The organism is Methanosarcina baltica (genome assembly GCF_055394095.1).
Genome location: NZ_AP042463.1, coordinates 1,918,603 through 1,934,838, shown reverse-complemented (window position 1 = coordinate 1,934,838; position 16,236 = coordinate 1,918,603). Strand labels below are relative to the sequence as shown.

The window sequence follows — 16,236 nt, the reverse complement described above, 5'->3', positions numbered from 1 at the left end:
CTGTATCTTTATATATACGTTTGAGAATACATTCTTGTTTTATCTTGTTTTATATACTGAGGGTTGACTTATGAGCGAATCAAGTATTAGCGAATCAAGTATCAAAATCGAAAACGTGGTCGCATCCACTAAACTTGCTGAAGCATTTGACCTGATCGTTATCGAGTCAGAATTCGAAGGGGCCGAGTATAACAAACAGAAGTTCCCCGGGCTCGTCTACAGGGTCACTGACCCAAAGGCTGCGTTCCTTGTCTTTACCTCCGGGAAAGTTGTCTGCACCGGTGCAAAGAATGTTGCTGATGTGCACACAGTCATCGGAAACATGGCAAAGAAACTGAACGGCCTCGGGATCGAAACCATTGAAAACCCCCAGATAACCGTGCAGAACATAGTAGCGTCTGCGGACCTGCACACCATCCTTAACCTCAATGCCATAGCAATCGGACTTGGGCTTGAGAATATCGAATACGAACCTGAACAGTTCCCGGGCCTTGTGTACAGGATTGATGTGCCAAAGGTCGTTGTCCTGATTTTCAGTTCCGGCAAACTCGTGGTCACAGGCGGCAAGTCCCCCAGCGATTGTGAGCAGGGTGTGGAAGTGGTCCGGCAGCAGCTCGACAACATGGGTCTTCTTTAAACCGAGCTTCAAAACCCCCTTCTTTCGGAACAGGTTCACCATCTCTAAAAAATAGCCAGGGATATATAACCGGGCAAGTGCTAAACTTTCCTCCTTGAGGACTCAGATCTTTTAAGATCAGGTCCTTGAGATGGTTGAAGACCAGCCGGTCTGGCGGCCAGTAATAATATCCTAAAAAAAATCCTAAAACGGATTTTTTTAATATTTAGATTAATAGGTCCAGAAAACAGGTATGTGTGTAGCTTGAATAATTCAGATGTTTGTATTTTGATCCCCACTCTGAACGAAGGGGCCACCATCGGTCTGGTCATTAAAGATTTCAAGGCTGAAGGCTTTTCCAATATCCTGGTAATCGATGGGCACAGCACGGATAAGACCCGGGAAATTGCGGAAGCCGAAGGGGCGCGCGTCGTCCTGCAAAGTGGGAAAGGAAAGGGCCAGGCCCTGATTCAGGTCTTTGAACTGCTCGAAAGCCCGTATATCGTGCTGGTCGATGGAGACGGTACAGAACTTGCCAGGGATGCTCATACCCTGCTTGCCCCCGTACTTGAAGGCAAAGCTGATCATGTGGTGGGAAACAGGCTTGTCCGTTTTGAAAAAGGGGCGTTTACGAAACTCAACCTCCTGGGCAATCACCTGATAAACAAACTTTTTGACCTCGCATATGGGGTGCAGCAGAAGGACATACTTTCCGGGTACCGGGCGTTTACCAGGGAAAGTATTCAGGAACTGGAACTTAATAAAACAGGGTTTGAAATCGAAACCGAAATTTCGGTGGAATGTGTTCTCAAAAACCAGAGGGTACTTGAATTTCCAATAAGTTACCTGCCCAGAAGTGAAAAAGGGATTACAAAACTGAATCCCTTAAAAGACGGGTTCAGGATAGGAATCACGATCTACAGGCTTGCGAAGATGCACAATCCCATATTTTATTTCGGGATCATAGGCTCTTTCTTTATCCTGGCAGGCATCATAAGCGGGGCTTTTGTGGTGTGGCAATGGTTCCTGGGAATTACCAGGGTCCCAATGACCGTCCTTACGGCCCTCCTGCTTATCTTTGGGCTCCAGATGTTTATTTTTGGGATGCTCAGTGACCTTATAGTGTCTCTGCACAAGCAAACAATCCGCTTGATTCAGGCCCAGTCCAAAAACAAATAAAAACATGTTTGCTTTCTTTTTATTTCTTTTTTTTTCCTGGCTTTCCCGGCTTTCCCCCCTTTTTTAATCCTGCTTTTTATCACACCATATTTATTTTAAGAGACGGATAATTAGTATTTCTGCTATTATTACCTTTTTTCTGGCTTTTTTTCCTGATGAGGTCTTTTCCTTTCACTTTTTTTGATTTTCCCCTCCATTTTTTCCTTTATTGGTATTACCTTCTTCCCTCTTCCCTCGTTTTATTCCTTTTTTAATTTGTATAAAAAAATTATTTTCTCAGGAAGCTTTATATTATCGATAATTGTATGTATCGAAGTCAAGTTTACTTGATCTGGGTTAAATTTAATTTTTTAAAAAATGTTATATATAATTATGTGCCTTTAGGATTCATACGATTTTACCCCTTACGAATAATCATTTATTGAGGTTATAAAGATGACAATTGTAGAAGATGCCAAAAACGGTACAATCACTGAAGAAATGAAGATCGTCGCCAAGGCCGAAGGACTTGACCCTGAATTCATCCGCCGCGGAATCGCAGCCGGAAGAATTGTAATCCCCACCTCTCCTTACAGAGACGTCAAGCTTTGTGGTATCGGTGAAGGGCTCCTGACAAAGGTAAATGCCTCTATCGGAGTATCCTCTGACATCATGGACCCGGCAATGGAAGTTAAGAAAGCAATCGCAGCCGAACAGGCCGGAGCAGACACCCTCATGGAGCTCGGGACCGGCGGAGACTTCCTCGGCATCAGGAAACAGGTCATCGACAGCGTTTCCCTTTCTGTGGGTTCAGTGCCTCTTTATCAGGGTTTCATTGAAGCCGCAAGAAAACACGGTTCCATCGTGCACATGACCGAAGATGACCTCTTTAAGGCCACTGAGGAACAGGCAAAGCTCGGAACCAACTTCATGGCAATCCACACCGGGGTTAATAACATCACCCTCGACAGGCTCAAAGCCCACGGCAGATACGGCGGTCTCTGCTCCCGTGGCGGTGCCTTCATGAGTGCCTGGATGCTCCACAACGAAAAGGAAAACCCCCTTTATGAAAACTTCGACTACCTTGTTGAGATCCTCAAGGAACACGAAGTCGTCCTCTCCACCGGAAACGGAATGCGTGCAGGAGCAGTCCACGACGCAACCGACAGGGCCCAGATTCAGGAACTGATTATCAACACCGAACTCGGCCAGAGAGGCCATGATGCAGGTCTTCAGGTCATTATTGAAGGCCCAGGTCACATCCCTCTTGACCAGATCGAGACCAACGTCAAGGTCATGAAGGAAATGAGTGGCCACATGCCCTTCTACATGCTCGGACCTCTCGCAACCGACATCGCCCCAGGATACGATCACATTGTAACCGCAATCGGTGCATCTCTTGCTGCCTCAAAGGGCTGTGACTTCCTCTGCTACGTGACCCCCGCAGAACACCTTGCTCTCCCTAACCTCGAAGATGTCGTCACCGGAGTAAAGACCTCCAAGATCGCAGCTCACATCGGAGACATGGTCAAGTACCCAGAAAGAGCAAAAGAATGGGACCTTGCAATGGGCCGTGCCAGAAGGGAACTCGACTGGGAAAAGATGTACTCTCTCGCCCTCGACCCCGAACACGCAAGAGCAATCAGGAACGAAAGGTCACCCGAAGACACCGACGCATGTACCATGTGCGGTAACTACTGTGCTCTGAAGATCGTCAACCAGAACTACAATCTTGCAAAATAAGTAAGTTGAAAGGATAAGTAAGGCCTTAGGGCTTTACTTCTTTACTTTTCTTTTTTTTCTCGTTAATTTTTTCGTTTCTCACTTTTTTTAGTTCTTAACGTTTGTTTCTACTTCTGTTCATCTTATTATAATTGTATTTTTTGTACATTTTTTAAACTTTTTCCTGTATGTACTCCGCAACCTTCATCAGTTTGGCTTTCAAAAACCGAAGATGAAAGCGGTAGCAACAGCTTTTTCCCCGCCAGGAGGAGTTAGGTTTTCAGGGGGATAATCCTTTCCGAATTCCCTGGTTTTTACTTCCGTCCCTTCCGGGACTTCAAGTCCAAATTCGGAATCAGAAATGCCCGTGTTGACTTTCAGGTTGAGGCATTCCATTTTCCCTTTCATGTCTTCAGTATAGTACTCATACCCGAGGAGGATGCCCGTTTCTTTATCTATCCATATTTTCGTAAATTCCGGTTCGGTTTTTTCCTCTTCATCCCTTTCTTCTTCCGGCCTAATCTCCAGCAGGTATGCGGTTCTTCCCCTGATTTCCTCAGTTCCAAGCACGCTCACGTTTCCGCTGTTTAAGATCCCTTCAATTAATCCGCCGTCCAGATTTTCTTCCGACCCATTTTCTTCAGTCTCGACCTTTTCGGGAAGTTTCATCTTGGTGGCGGTGTTTGCCCAGGGATAGTAGGTCCACATGTATTCCCCGTCCGAAACCTCCACCTTTTCAGCGTCTTCTCCCGGTTTTTTTGTAACGATCCGGTACATATCTTCCTTGCTCATTATGTCAAATTCCTGTTCCAGGGTCTCGCCGTCTATATTTAAATCAAGACGTATAGTAAAAGAATAATCTTCAATATTGGTCTCTTTTTGCCGGATCTCTTCTTTTATCTCCTCTACGCTGGGGGTTTTTTCAGTGCAGCCTGAGCCTGAGGCAAAAAGGGCCAGAAATAAAAGGGCCAAGACAGCCAGAACTTTTTTGTTTGTCATATCTCTTTCCTCCAATTTTTCCCATTTTTTATGCATCTGTCAAACATATATATTTTTTTATATATGATTCTTCTGTCCAGACCTTCAAACTGTTCGGAAGATTCTCAGATATATATGAGAAGCAGGAAAAACGTTATAAAAAACAGGTTCATATCAAACAGAAGGAAAATGCCCATGTATTACCACATTATAGAATCCCCGCTTGGCCCCCTACTCCTGGCAGGTGATGAAAGCGGCTTAAAATTCCTCAATATCCAGAAAGGCAAAAAACCTCTCAGGGTCCAGGAGGCCTGGGAAGAAAACAGGAATTTTTTCAAGGATATTTCAGGCCAGCTCGAAGCCTATTTTGCAGGGAAACTCAAAGCCTTCGATGTCAAAATGGCCCCCGAAGGCAGCGAATTTCAGAAAAGCGTCTGGGTTGCCCTGAGTAAAATTCCCTGCGGAGAAACCCGGACATACGGGCAGATTGCAAAAAGCATAGGAAATCCGAAAGCTTCTCGGGCCGTCGGGCTTGCGAATTCCAGGAACCCGATTGCAATAATTGTTCCCTGCCACAGGGTAATCGGGGCCGACGGGAAACTTACCGGTTATGCTGCGGGCCTGGATGTAAAAGAATTCTTATTAAAGCTTGAGGCTAATTAAAGATGCAGAGCATCATGCCTGTCATAACCCTTACAACTGATTTTGGGGACCCACCCCTCTACCCCGCTGCTATGAAAGCCGTAATCTTCGGCCTGAACCCGGAAGCCCGAATTGTTGATATTACCCACTCCGTCCCCCGGGCTGGCATCCGGGAAGGGGCCTTTGCCCTCTACTTCCTGGCCCCCTATTTTCCACCTCAGACGGTTCATGTGGCTGTCGTTGATCCGGGAGTTGGGACTTCCCGCCGGCCCCTCGCAATAAAAGCAGGAAGTTCCGGAAAAGAACATTTCTTTGTCGGCCCCGATAACGGCCTCCTGATTCCCGCAGCCCGCCGCATTGGGGCCGGCTTAATGGAGGTTTATGAAATCACAAATCGGGCCCTGATGCTGACCGGCATCTCGAACACCTTCCACGGCCGGGATGTCTTCGCACCTGTGGGGGCCCGGCTCTCAAAAGGTTTCCCGATTGAGAAAGTCGGCCCGAAAATTTCCGATTTCACGGACCTTGATTTCGGGAACTTCGGAATCGACGGGAAGGTTATTTTCGGGGAGGTGCTCTTCATTGACAGTTTCGGAAACGTTATTACGAACATCCCCGGAGAGCTGGTCCTGGAACTCTGCGCTTTCGGGGCCGAACTCGAAGTCAATGGCCGGTTACTTCCCTTTGTGCAGACCTACGGCCTGGCCCGGCCGGGAGAGCCACTCGCCCTGATCGGCAGCCACGGTTTCCTGGAGTTTGCGGTAAACCGGGGGGATGCAGCTCTGGAACTGGGGCTCAAAAACGGAGTTCAGGTGGAAATTAAGGGTCTGAGCTAAAGTTTTTTGGGATATGGATTCGATATTTTCTTTTTATCAGTTAACTTCCCCACGCTTTCCGGATAGCCCTCTCCCCCTTCAGGAAACCTTCCTGACAAAAATATCCATGTTGGAAATCTTCTCATAAATTCTTCTTCGCTTTCGGATGGGCCACCATTCATAGAGAAAGGTGTTAACAGGCTGCCACATGGCGACCCAGCCTATAATAAAAAGGCCCTCGGAAAAAAGGGAGATAGTCAGGGTCTCCGGAAAACTCTGAAGAAATCACAACCGACATTACCTATGAAACTTTATTCCTGTGTGGTTCAGTAAGCCGTAGACACGGACTTTGATAAAATCAGTTATAACAAAGGCAACCAATGCATATCCCCATATAAAAAATGCAAGTTTCCAGCCCATTGCAGGAAGCAAGAACCCATACACGGTAATGAGCGTGGCAATTATTTGTGTAACGACTATCGCTGTGAATAAGGGTTTTGCCGGTTTTACAGACCAGAAGTGGCCTTTTGTCCTTGCCACAAACATTGTTAAGTGACCTGCTACGGAAAGCTTCAGGTATATGAAAGACTGGAGGACTTCAGGAACCAGCTGAAAAATATGCAGGCCTATGTAAAGGATTCCAAATGAACTGATGACTCCAACAACTCCAAGTACGGTAGCCATACTCAGCAAAGTCCGCATGTCCCATTTTTCGGGCAGATCGGAGTATTTGACATTATCATAAGCAATAGTCATTATTGGGGCATCATTTAGAAGCGCCAGCAAAACTATCATCAGGGAAGTAACGGGATAGAACTTGAATACCAGGATTGAAAGTGTTATGAAAAGCAACACCCTGATTGTCTCAGTAATACGGTACAGGGCATAATTGTTCATCCGCTGGAAGATCTTACGGCTCTCTTTGATCGCATTGATAATGATAGAAAGCCCGGGTTTTGTCAGCACGATGTCAGCAGCGGATTTGGCTGCATCCGTAGCCCCGGCAACAGCAATACCCGCATCGGCCTTTTTCAGGGCTGGCGCATCATTGACTCCGTCGCCCGTCATGCCTATGATGTGACCCCTGCGCTGCAGTAATTCCACTATATGGTACTTATGCTCCGGGAAAACCTGGGCAAAACCATCTGCATTTTCGACTATATCCTCTGCTTTCCTGTCAGGCATATCCAGAAAGGACGTTGCAAGCAAGATATCCGACTTTAAGTTTACCTGCCTGGAAATCTCCTTTGCAATAGCAATATGATCTCCGGTAATCATTTTTACATTCACGCCCATCGACTGTGCAGCCCTGATTGTTTCTGAGGAATCTTCACGGGGCGGGTCATAGAGGGCAATGAACCCTGCAAAATACCAGCTCCCCTGAGCATCGGTTTTTCCAACTCCCAGGGCCCGGTATCCTTTGAAAGCAAACTCATTAATAGATTCATCAACCTGGGGCCCGGCTATAACTTTACTGTCCATGAGAGCCGAAATTGCCTGAGGTGCCCCCTTTGTTACCAGGAACCTGTTGCCAGCAGTGTCCTCTATTGTGGCTTCTGTCCTTTTTGAAATAGGATCAAACGGCTTGAATGAAAGTACCCTGTACCTTTCGGTCAGCCCGGTAAAACCCTGTAAGGATTTTGTCCTGACGAAAATTGCATCATCAATCGGGTCCCGGTCCTCTTCCCTTGAAGCCAGGCTGGCAAAAAGAAGCACATCGCTTTCGGAAAAATCATTGAAAGGATTTATTTCAGTCAGAACAAGCTCGTTTTTGGTAATGGTCCCGGTCTTATCCGAACACAGGATATCCATTCCGGCCAGTTCCTCAACAGCGGCAAGTTTACTGACGATCGCTCCATCTTTGGCCAGAGTAATTGCACCTACTGCCATGTTTACTGAAAGGACAGCAGGCAAAGCTGCAGGGATTGCCGCTACAATCAGTACCAGTGCAAACTGGAAAAATTCAAGCAGACTTTCATGACGGAAGAGCACCACAAAAAATGTAAGGGTTACAAGCGCAAGGGCAAAAACAATAAGGTAATCCCCTATCTTGATGACAGCCTTCTGGAAATGGCTCTGGGTTTTAGCCTCTTCTACCAGCCTTGCAGTCCTGCCAAAGAAGGTGTTCATACCGGTTGCAACTACCAGGGCATCCATTTCCCCCTGCCGGATAACGGAGCCGGAGTATGCAACATCGGACACATGCTTTTCCACAGGGAGAGATTCTCCGGTTAATGCGGATTCGTCTATCAGCAGGTAATCTCCATTCATGAGTTTGACATCTGCAGGGAAAATATCCCCCAGGAGGAGGCGAATTACATCTCCGGGAACTATTTCACCAGCGGATACTTCAAGCCATTTGTTGTCGCGGAGTACCCTTGCTTTCAGGGCCAGTTTTTGTTTCAATAATTCAATAGCATTATCAGCTTTGTGTTCCTGCCCGAAGCCCAACGTTACATTTAACATCAGCAGTGCAAGGATAATGGCGAAGTCATCCCACCGATGCAGGATTGCCGACAGGACTGCTGCAACCTCGATCATCCAGGGAATAGGTCCCCAAAAGTAGCCTAAAAACTTGACAATAGCAATGGTTTTCTTTTCCGTGATTTCATTAGGCCCATATAAATGAAGCCGTTCTTTTGCCTCTGAATCAGTAAGCCCTCTTTCACTCGAAGAGAGTTTCTCCAGGAGTTCAGCTACAGATGCTTCCTTTGACTCATCCGTACTCATTATGTTTTGATTCATCAAAATGACCCCCAAATTATTCAGGAAAATAAGAATTCAATCAACCTTCCTGACAAAAATATCCATGTTGACAATCTTTTCATAAATTCTTCTTCGCTTTCGGATGGGCCACCATTCATAGAGAAAAGTGTTAACAGGCTGCCACATGGCGACCCAGCCTATAATAAAAAGACCCTCTGAAAAAAGGGAGATTGTAAGGGTCTGTTCGAAGGAGGAAAGAAGTTGTACCAGGACCATGCAGGAGGTCAGGAAAAAGGTGCCGATCAAAAGGTCCCACCTTCCACGCGTTAAAAGCCTCTTCATTTCCATTTTTTCGAAGGCCGTTTTATATACGAAGTGATTTTTTACGGCCTCCGCCAGGGAGGACTCAACCTCGGGAGGGCAGTCGCGGGAAGGGAGGTGAAAGATCATCTCAAGTGGCTTTTTAAACGGCAGTTCCTCAACGGCATCAAAAATATACTGCTCTGCGGAATCGTCAAGTTCCTTTTCGGGAAAGGGAGATGGGTCAAAAGAATTATAGATCTTCCAGATATTCCGGACCTCTATTTCGATTATTATCCGGTCCCCGGCTTTACTGTAGAACGACTCGACCTTTACCACTGAAACCATTTCCCTGAAGCGCTGCCTTACCCATTAAATAATTCAAACGATTTGATTTAATTCTATTGACGGAATATAAATCATTAATGATACCCAGAAAAGCCTTTCTGATAAATGGAAAGGGTGTACACGAAAAAAAGCTGGTATCCTTTGAGCTGGCCCTGAGAAATGCGGGAATTGAAAAGTTCAACCTGAGCCCGGTCACCAGCATCCTGCCTCCCGGTTGCAAAATCGTTTCCAGAGAAGAAGGCCTGAAACTTTTGAAACCCGGACAAATCGTCCACTGCATCCTGGCCAGGAACCAGACTAAAAAACCCGGTGAGCTGCTCTGCGCGGCTGTCGGGACGGCTGTCCTTGCAGGGGAAAATAACTACGGCTACGTCTCGGAGCACCATTCTTTCGGAGAAGAAGAGGAAGTAGCAGGGGAATGTGCGGCCTGCCTTGCGGGCACCATGCTCGCAACGGCCCACGACAAGGAGTTTGAGGTTGAGGCTCGGGATGAGAAAAAAACAGAAAATGGAAAAGTGTACAGGGCAGGCGAGCAGCTCATAGAAGCGGGCTATGCCTGCCAGACAGCATACGGGGCCGAAGATGGGAAATGGACCACAGTGGTTGCAGCGGTCGTTTTTGTAGAGTGAATGGAATTCTTTTTTGTGGAACCGGGGAAGGAAAATCAGGTTTTTAGAGAACCAGGGCGTTTTTGCCGAATCGATTTTAAGTCCCGGCGCTCTCAACGGCCGACAAAGGAGGCCGGGCTTTTCAAGATGAAAATGAAGATGGAGTACACGCTAAAAATCGCAGAGGTCCGAACGAAAGAAAACACATCACTTAACCACATTCCCTTTTGCCGGACCCAAAGAGACATTCATTAAAAATTTTGTCTGTGCGTTTGAGATCATTTTTTTCCATTTCAGTCACGAAAAGCCCGGCCTGCGGCCGGTGAGTAACCTGGATCTTTATATAATTGGATTCTTGAAAGATGACTAAAAAATGCCAGAAAAACCGTAATTGTCGTCTTCCTGCATTCTTTTTTCCGTGTGTTCCGTGTGTTCCGTGGTTTGAATGCACACACCAAACACCTCCTCACACAAAAACACAACATGTATGAGTATGAAGCAATTCCCAAAATAAAATCTGAAGTTATATTTTTACCATTCCTTAGCATTGGGGAAAAAGAAAGGGGGCCAGGCCTGCACACACCAAACACCTCCTCACACAAAAACACAACATGTATGAGTATGAAGCAATTCCCAAAATAAAATCTGAAGTTATATTTTTACCATTCCTTAGCATTGGGGAAAAAGAAAGGGGGCCGGGCCTGGACCCTTCCCGGAACAGGACCGTAGGGGCGAAAAAACCGGCTGCATCCGGAAAAAACATTCGAATCCGGTTTACGGGATGACGGGAAAAGTGGATGAAAAAGTGAATGAAAAAGTTGATAAAGTATCAGCTCAGATTAATTTCAGGACACAATATGTAAAAAAACAATCAGTGACACAAAAAGGTGGTCAATTGAAAGGAAACGAGCCCACATTCAGTAACTTCATGGCTATCCTGAGCAGGTACATGAGCAAGAAAAACCTCTATGAGACCAACGAAATGGTCACCGATATAGAACCGTTTACTCCCGTGGAAACCCTCACAAAAGCTCAGCTTGAAAGCGAACTCCGGATGCTTTCCCCCAGAGCCTACATCTGTCTGCTGGACACAATGTACACGGTCCCCTCCCAGGCCTACATTGACCGCTTCCTCAAAGTTAACACAGTGGACACCATCCCCTGGTCAGAGGAACAGGACTGCGACAACATCAGCCTCTATCTGGTCGCCTCCGAGAAACTCATAAACCCCCAATCCGCCTTCGGGATGTGCGTCGGCATCACTCTCTCCGGTCAATGCCATGCCTGGGGAATCTACCGGAGCGATAAAGGAATTCGCTATGTAGAACCCCAAGACGATAGATCTCTGAGCCTGGAAGACTACGACGCCGCTGTTTTCATAATCTGAACGAGAATTATTTAGGTGGTTGAAAAAAATTGGAAAGAAAAGTTGGAAAACACGGAAGGTGCGATGGCTCGATTCAATTACACATTGCCCCACAACCTCAATTTTAAAGTGATAAAATAGGAAGTTGTTACGGGTTCCTCAGCAGGCGGAAACCCAGGTCGAGGGAATAAACGTCGGGGCCGAGCCTGTAACGAGCCGCCGAACGGCAGTCACGAGACTGACTGAACCAGCTACCGCCCCGGAAGACCCGCAAAGAAGCGTTAGCATTTTCCCAGACCCTTCCATCCGAAGGAGCAAACTCGTAACTTTCATGATACTCGTCCTGCGTCCACTCCCAGACATTTCCATTATCATAAAGGCCCCAGGAATTGGGCTTCTTCAGACCCACCGGATGCGTACTGCCTGAATCCCAGCCTTCCCCGTACCAGGCATATTCCTCCAGTTCCGAGGAATTTTCCCCAAAGAAGTAGCTTGTACCTGTCCCGGCCCGATCTGCATATTCCCACTCAGCTTCCGAGGGCAAACGATACTTATCGCTTCCTTCCATCTCGTTGAGCTTTTTTATAAATTTTTGGGCATCGTTCCAGGAAACCTGTTCCACAGGGAGATTATCACCTTTGTAATATGAGGGGTTGTTTCCCATCACTTCACGCCACTGTTCCTGAGTAACCTCGTATTTTCCGAGATAAAAAGGCTCTTTAATCGTTACTTTATGAACCGGGCCTTCATCCGTCCAGTGACCTTCTTCATCTTCCGGGGAGCCCATCATAAACTCACCTTCGGGAATAAGGACAAATTTAATGCCTATGGAGTTTGTATAAGTTTCAGGAAGTTCATCTGTCATTGCCCATCCAATAAATGCCAGAAGACAGATAATTGACCCAAAAATCAATATCATTTTCCTTGGCGAAGCACCTTTCTCTTTTAGTGGATTTGGGAATGTTTGGTCAGCCGAAGGGATTTTAAGGGTCTCGGGTGCTTTTTCTTTTATGGCTTTTTCCTGCTCTTTCTTTTCCTGCTCTTTCTTTTCCTGCTCTTTCTTTTCCTGCTCTTTCTTTTCCTGCTCTTTCTTTTCCTGCTCTTCCTTTTCCTTTTTCAGGCGTTCCTCTTTTTCTTGCTGTTTCCGCAGGTTTTCTTCCGCATCCTTCCTCAGACGTTCATCTTCCTGTTGTTTGCGGAGATCTTCTTCACTGGCTTTTTCCCTGTTTTGCCCTTCAGGAGAAACAAAATTAGTTCGCTGCACAACACTATCCTGAATATTAACCGACGGGGAATCAGTTCCCCCTGTAAAATTCGTATGCTGCACTACTGAATCTATGATATTGATGACCTGCTCGTTTTTGATGTAGCCTATTTCCCTTGCGGCCCTGACACTTTGCACGAGGTGACGGAGATTTTCGAGGATCTCGTTTAAAAAGCCCTGGAGTCCGAAGGCCTTGTCCGAGCTTGCGTGGAGGAGGACCTGAACTGTTTCCTCTCGCTCTATGACAACGACCGTGAGCAGGTAGTATGCTTTTTCTCCGAGGGAATCACCTGCAAGGTAAAGGACTTTTCCGTTTTCGATTGAAAATTCGTCAACTTTGTACAGCCTGTTTTTACAGGTATGGGAAAGGAATTCAATAAGTTTTTCAAGAGAAATGTTTTCAAAATTAACGCCCTGTTCGGCGGAATAACCCTCATCTGAGAATTTCAGGAAATCGAACCTGGTAATCGACTTTTCTTTCAGGAAAGGACAGACGCAGTGGACTTCTTTGGAACGCACATCAAGGGTATGCTTTTCCCATTTATGGTCCCTGTAGCGGACGGTTGCTCCGATTTCTTCTTTGTGGACACAGCCGAGAGGTTTTAGTAAAAATACCGCGGTTCGAGGGATAGATGGGGGAATTGTATCGAGGGCCTCCACCATGTTTCCTTCGAGTTCAAAAAGAGAACGACTGTAATCAAGGATAACTTCAACTTCAGAAATCGCGAAATCTTCGGTGTTAATCACGCGGATCCCGAACTTCACCCTGTTGTCGGGAAGAACTACATAACCACGTTTTACTTCAAGATCCGTCACTTCTATACACCGCCTGTTTTTTTACCCACTGAACCTATATAAATTGTTTTATTTTATTAGGAGGCGGGGTATGGAGGACGATTACTATAAGGGAGTAGGTGACAATTATTGGAAACAATAAATAAGATGCCTGTTTTCAGATAGATTGAACGCCAACCTGTACTTTTCCACTGGATCTGATTAACAATTTACCTCAAAACCGAAATTTAAAGGAAAACTGTATAAAGAAAAACGGTATTCATTTAAATACAAGAATCACAACATTAATCTAGGCTATGAAAATTAAAACCCATTTCTCCCCACCTTCCAATTACTGCAGGTCGGAACTTTAGAGAAGAAAAACACCTTCTACGAGTGGTAAAAATGAAAACCTCAATAATTGATCTGGCATTCCTTTCGGAGAAAAGAACAAATGTTCTCCTCCTCCTGACGGAAGAGCCCAGGACCAGCGATGAAATCAAAACGGCCCTTAACGTTAGCTCGACCTCTATAATGCCCCAGATTAAAAAACTCAAGGAAGGCCGCTTAATTATACAGGACGGGGATTATTACAAACTCACGGACATGGGGGAAATCGTGGTCGAAAAAATGGAACCTTTGCTCAATACCATCAGGGTCTTTGAAGAAAACTACGATTACTGGATAAGCCACGACCTGGATGCCATCCCTGAAGATCTTATTAACAGAATCGAAGAGCTGGGCAACTATTTTCTGCTTGAACCGGACCTCAACAGGCTTTTCGAAGTCCCGGAAGACTTCAAGGAAAACCTGCTGCAATCAGGCCGGATAATGACATTTTTCTCATATTTCCACCCCCTTTATTTCTCCCTCTACACCGAAATTGCCAGAAAAGAAGCCGAAATAGAGATTATCCTGACAGAGCCGGTTTTTAAAAGGATAGAGGAAGATTTCAGCGAGCAGCTGGAAGAACTCCTTGAAGCAAAGAACGTGCAGGTTTACGTTTCAGATGAAAACATAACCCTTACAAACGTCGTAACTGACCGCTTCTGTTCTCTCGTCCTCTTCGATAAAAAAGGAAAATTCGACCACCAGCACCTTATGAGTTTCGACGAAAGTGCTTTAAAATGGTGTGAAGACCTCTTCACACACTACAAAAATACAGCCAGGTCATTGAAGAAAAGCTAAACTGGTGGAAGAACTTTTAGAAACGCTCCAGAATTAGTGTCGGGATTTTTTACAGAATATTTACCAGAATATTTTCCCGGACACTACACTCCGAATCCACGAGATTCATCTCAGCAGGGAAGGGACCACGCCCCCCGCCTCAAAAACCTGAGCCTTCGAGAGAAGGCTTTGGGAAAAGGTGATTGACCCCGATCACTTAAATCTCCCGAATATGATGCCTCAGGCCCCCAGATACTTTTCAATAAGGCTTCGGAACCTGTGGATATCGATAGGCTTTGAGATATAATCCACGCATCCTTTTTCTATGAAATGTTCTTCGCTTCCCTTCATTGCATGAGCCGTGACCGCAATCACCGGGATGTCTGCGGTAACCGGATTGGCTTTAATCCTTTCAAGCACCACAAGTCCATCCATTTTAGGGAGCTGCATGTCCAGAAGAATGAGGTCGAATATCTTATCCTCAAGGCGTTCAAGAGCCTGTATCCCATCTTCTGCTCCGGTTACGTTGTGCCCGTAAAATTCCAGCAGATCCAGAATAAGTTCCATGTTCATGGGATTGTCTTCGACTATTAGAATATCTTTCATCATTATGACCTCTTATTAGTGAAAATTTTTTGATCCTGTTAATGAGTTCGGTTCTCCCGAAAGTCCCCTTCTTCATTATATACTCATTCAGTTTTAAAATTCGGAATTTTGAAGTTTTTTGTCAAGAATCACTATCAATAGGACTTTCAACCACGGAACACATGGAATACACGGAAACCGGCCTGATGGCCGATGAGTATGCCAGGACTTTAAATACCCGAGTTTCGCTTCGGCACCCGAGTTTCGCTTCGGCACCCGAGTTTCGCTTCGGGAGCACGAGGTCCGTTTCGCTCGCTTTGCGAGCTCAAGCAGACTAAAAAACGCCAGAACAACCTTAATTTGTGTCTTCCGGGATTCTTTTTCCGTGTGTTCCGTGTGTTCCGTGGTTTGAATGTACACACAAGACACTTCCACCAACAAAAACACAATTCGGAATTTTTGTATCAAAATGCAAGACAACACCCCAACATAATTCTGAAAACCAAACCTGTGTGAGTATAGATAGTGAACTACCCCTACCTGCCAACCTTCGGCTGTCGTGTTAAACCATAGGTTTAACAGGAGTTTCTAATTTACCTTCCAGACATATACCAGATTTAGCCTATATTTATAATTTCTTTTTCAGTATTAATTTAGTGATTCATTTTTGTTGCTATTGATGTTGTTGTCAAATTTTCAATTAGAAACATCGAGGAAGGAGTCTTCTGCTGTCTGAGATAAATGTCTCTGTAACTTACATCAAATCCGCTTACAGGAACGCAGCAGAAAGCCCCAAGGTTTACAGGATGTCCGACAATTACGATCAGTAACCCCCTAGTCCCTTCTTTTTCGATTTAAAGGATTTATATTCCTTCTTTGTCACCTGTTTTTGTCTTGAAATTGAATTGGCAGACAGCTTCTTTAGCGTGAGGTAGTTCACATCTGGCATCATGAGAACATCGGGCAGCTTGGAAAAGAGCTTATCCCGGTCTTCTGTCCTCCGTATGCCTTTAACAGATCAAAACCTTCGGGGTCAAGCATTGATTCAAGTTTTAGACTCGGGGATTGGAAGAAAGGGGTTGAAACAAAGATAAGAAAGGTGTATAAATATTTAACTGATGATATATGTAAAGATAATTAATTGAATCAAAAGGACTTATCTACTTTTGGAAAAAGTGCCCGCGTGT

General features: G+C 45.5%; 14 protein-coding genes. 9 read left to right on the top strand and 5 right to left on the bottom strand.

Translation table 11 applies throughout. The features are described 5' to 3' along the window. Nucleotides 1-85: 85 nt before the first annotated feature. The 3 genes from ACZ5QV_RS08375 to thiC all read left to right on the top strand — a co-directional run bounded on the left by ACZ5QV_RS08375 (nucleotide 86) and on the right by thiC (nucleotide 3,517). The gene (locus tag ACZ5QV_RS08375) at nucleotides 86-637 is read left to right on the top strand and encodes a TATA-box-binding protein (RefSeq protein ID WP_464602071.1); all 552 of its coding nucleotides are present in this window, start codon (nucleotides 86-88) and stop codon (nucleotides 635-637) included. Between the two features lie 243 nt (nucleotides 638-880). Beyond that, complete coding sequence (gene aglJ, locus ACZ5QV_RS08370) at nucleotides 881-1,795, top strand: S-layer glycoprotein N-glycosyltransferase AglJ (RefSeq protein WP_464599392.1); 915 nt, start codon at nucleotides 881-883, stop codon at nucleotides 1,793-1,795. Between the two features lie 435 nt (nucleotides 1,796-2,230). After that, nucleotides 2,231-3,517 carry a phosphomethylpyrimidine synthase ThiC gene (thiC, locus tag ACZ5QV_RS08365; RefSeq protein ID WP_464599391.1) on the top strand — a complete coding sequence of 429 codons (1,287 nt, stop codon included), beginning with the start codon at nucleotides 2,231-2,233 and terminating at the stop codon, nucleotides 3,515-3,517. A gap of 198 nt (nucleotides 3,518-3,715) precedes the next feature. Here thiC and ACZ5QV_RS08360 read toward each other — a convergent pair whose 3' ends face one another. After that, a complete protein-coding gene (locus ACZ5QV_RS08360) occupies nucleotides 3,716-4,495 on the bottom strand; it encodes a LolA family protein (RefSeq protein WP_464599390.1) in 780 nt (259 codons plus the stop codon). Between the two features lie 174 nt (nucleotides 4,496-4,669). On the opposite strand from ACZ5QV_RS08360, the gene ACZ5QV_RS08355 reads away from it, so the two are divergent. Both ACZ5QV_RS08355 and ACZ5QV_RS08350 read left to right on the top strand, forming a co-directional pair. Continuing rightward, entirely contained in the window at nucleotides 4,670-5,137 is a 468-nt protein-coding gene (locus ACZ5QV_RS08355) for a methylated-DNA--[protein]-cysteine S-methyltransferase (protein WP_464602070.1), read from the top strand. A gap of 2 nt (nucleotides 5,138-5,139) precedes the next feature. Beyond that, nucleotides 5,140-5,952: an SAM hydrolase/SAM-dependent halogenase family protein gene (locus ACZ5QV_RS08350; RefSeq protein WP_464599389.1), complete on the top strand. Its 813-nt coding sequence runs from the start codon at nucleotides 5,140-5,142 to the stop codon at nucleotides 5,950-5,952. Between the two features lie 276 nt (nucleotides 5,953-6,228). Here the strand turns inward: ACZ5QV_RS08350 and ACZ5QV_RS08345 are convergent, their stop codons facing one another. Together ACZ5QV_RS08345 and ACZ5QV_RS08340 are read right to left on the bottom strand one after the other, a co-directional pair. After that, nucleotides 6,229-8,676 (bottom strand): plasma-membrane proton-efflux P-type ATPase, encoded by a 2,448-nt coding sequence (locus ACZ5QV_RS08345; RefSeq protein WP_464599388.1) that lies wholly within the window; start codon nucleotides 8,674-8,676, stop codon nucleotides 6,229-6,231. A 36-nt stretch (nucleotides 8,677-8,712) separates the two neighbouring features. Further along, on the bottom strand, nucleotides 8,713-9,285 hold the full coding sequence (locus ACZ5QV_RS08340) for a hypothetical protein (protein WP_464599387.1): 573 nt from the start codon (nucleotides 9,283-9,285) through the stop codon (nucleotides 8,713-8,715). A gap of 77 nt (nucleotides 9,286-9,362) precedes the next feature. Here ACZ5QV_RS08340 and ACZ5QV_RS08335 point away from each other — a divergent pair, with 77 nt between their 5' ends. The 3 genes from ACZ5QV_RS08335 to ACZ5QV_RS08325 all read left to right on the top strand — a co-directional run bounded on the left by ACZ5QV_RS08335 (nucleotide 9,363) and on the right by ACZ5QV_RS08325 (nucleotide 11,280). Further along, nucleotides 9,363-9,914 (top strand): pyruvoyl-dependent arginine decarboxylase, encoded by a 552-nt coding sequence (locus ACZ5QV_RS08335; RefSeq protein WP_464599386.1) that lies wholly within the window; start codon nucleotides 9,363-9,365, stop codon nucleotides 9,912-9,914. A gap of 420 nt (nucleotides 9,915-10,334) precedes the next feature. Next, nucleotides 10,335-10,535 (top strand): hypothetical protein, encoded by a 201-nt coding sequence (locus ACZ5QV_RS08330; RefSeq protein ID WP_464599385.1) that lies wholly within the window; start codon nucleotides 10,335-10,337, stop codon nucleotides 10,533-10,535. A gap of 139 nt (nucleotides 10,536-10,674) precedes the next feature. Beyond that, nucleotides 10,675-11,280, top strand: a complete 606-nt coding sequence (locus ACZ5QV_RS08325; RefSeq protein WP_464599384.1) for a hypothetical protein — start codon at nucleotides 10,675-10,677, stop codon at nucleotides 11,278-11,280. A 127-nt stretch (nucleotides 11,281-11,407) separates the two neighbouring features. On the opposite strand, the gene ACZ5QV_RS08320 is transcribed toward ACZ5QV_RS08325, so the two are convergent. Beyond that, nucleotides 11,408-13,339, bottom strand: a complete 1,932-nt coding sequence (locus ACZ5QV_RS08320; protein WP_464599383.1) for a formylglycine-generating enzyme family protein — start codon at nucleotides 13,337-13,339, stop codon at nucleotides 11,408-11,410. Nucleotides 13,340-13,702: 363 nt separating this feature from the next. Here ACZ5QV_RS08320 and ACZ5QV_RS08315 point away from each other — a divergent pair, with 363 nt between their 5' ends. After that, nucleotides 13,703-14,485 carry a helix-turn-helix transcriptional regulator gene (locus tag ACZ5QV_RS08315; RefSeq protein WP_464599382.1) on the top strand — a complete coding sequence of 261 codons (783 nt, stop codon included), beginning with the start codon at nucleotides 13,703-13,705 and terminating at the stop codon, nucleotides 14,483-14,485. A 219-nt stretch (nucleotides 14,486-14,704) separates the two neighbouring features. Here the strand turns inward: ACZ5QV_RS08315 and ACZ5QV_RS08310 are convergent, their stop codons facing one another. After that, nucleotides 14,705-15,070: a response regulator gene (locus ACZ5QV_RS08310; protein ID WP_464602069.1), complete on the bottom strand. Its 366-nt coding sequence runs from the start codon at nucleotides 15,068-15,070 to the stop codon at nucleotides 14,705-14,707. Between the last annotated feature and the right edge of the window lie 1,166 nt (nucleotides 15,071-16,236).

What these genes read in the sequence shown, in the direction of transcription:
- ACZ5QV_RS08345 (WP_464599388.1), bottom strand. Translation starts at nt 8,676, where the DNA reads ATGAATCAAAACATAATGAGTACGGATGAGTCAAAGGAAGCATCTGTA.
- ACZ5QV_RS08355 (WP_464602070.1), top strand. Translation starts at nt 4,670, where the DNA reads ATGTATTACCACATTATAGAATCCCCGCTTGGCCCCCTACTCCTGGCA.
- ACZ5QV_RS08350 (WP_464599389.1), top strand. Translation starts at nt 5,140, where the DNA reads ATGCAGAGCATCATGCCTGTCATAACCCTTACAACTGATTTTGGGGAC.
- thiC (WP_464599391.1), top strand. Translation starts at nt 2,231, where the DNA reads ATGACAATTGTAGAAGATGCCAAAAACGGTACAATCACTGAAGAAATG.
- ACZ5QV_RS08335 (WP_464599386.1), top strand. Translation starts at nt 9,363, where the DNA reads ATGATACCCAGAAAAGCCTTTCTGATAAATGGAAAGGGTGTACACGAA.
- ACZ5QV_RS08310 (WP_464602069.1), bottom strand. Translation starts at nt 15,070, where the DNA reads ATGAAAGATATTCTAATAGTCGAAGACAATCCCATGAACATGGAACTT.
- ACZ5QV_RS08360 (WP_464599390.1), bottom strand. Translation starts at nt 4,495, where the DNA reads ATGACAAACAAAAAAGTTCTGGCTGTCTTGGCCCTTTTATTTCTGGCC.
- ACZ5QV_RS08315 (WP_464599382.1), top strand. Translation starts at nt 13,703, where the DNA reads ATGAAAACCTCAATAATTGATCTGGCATTCCTTTCGGAGAAAAGAACA.
- ACZ5QV_RS08325 (WP_464599384.1), top strand. Translation starts at nt 10,675, where the DNA reads ATGACGGGAAAAGTGGATGAAAAAGTGAATGAAAAAGTTGATAAAGTA.
- ACZ5QV_RS08340 (WP_464599387.1), bottom strand. Translation starts at nt 9,285, where the DNA reads ATGGTTTCAGTGGTAAAGGTCGAGTCGTTCTACAGTAAAGCCGGGGAC.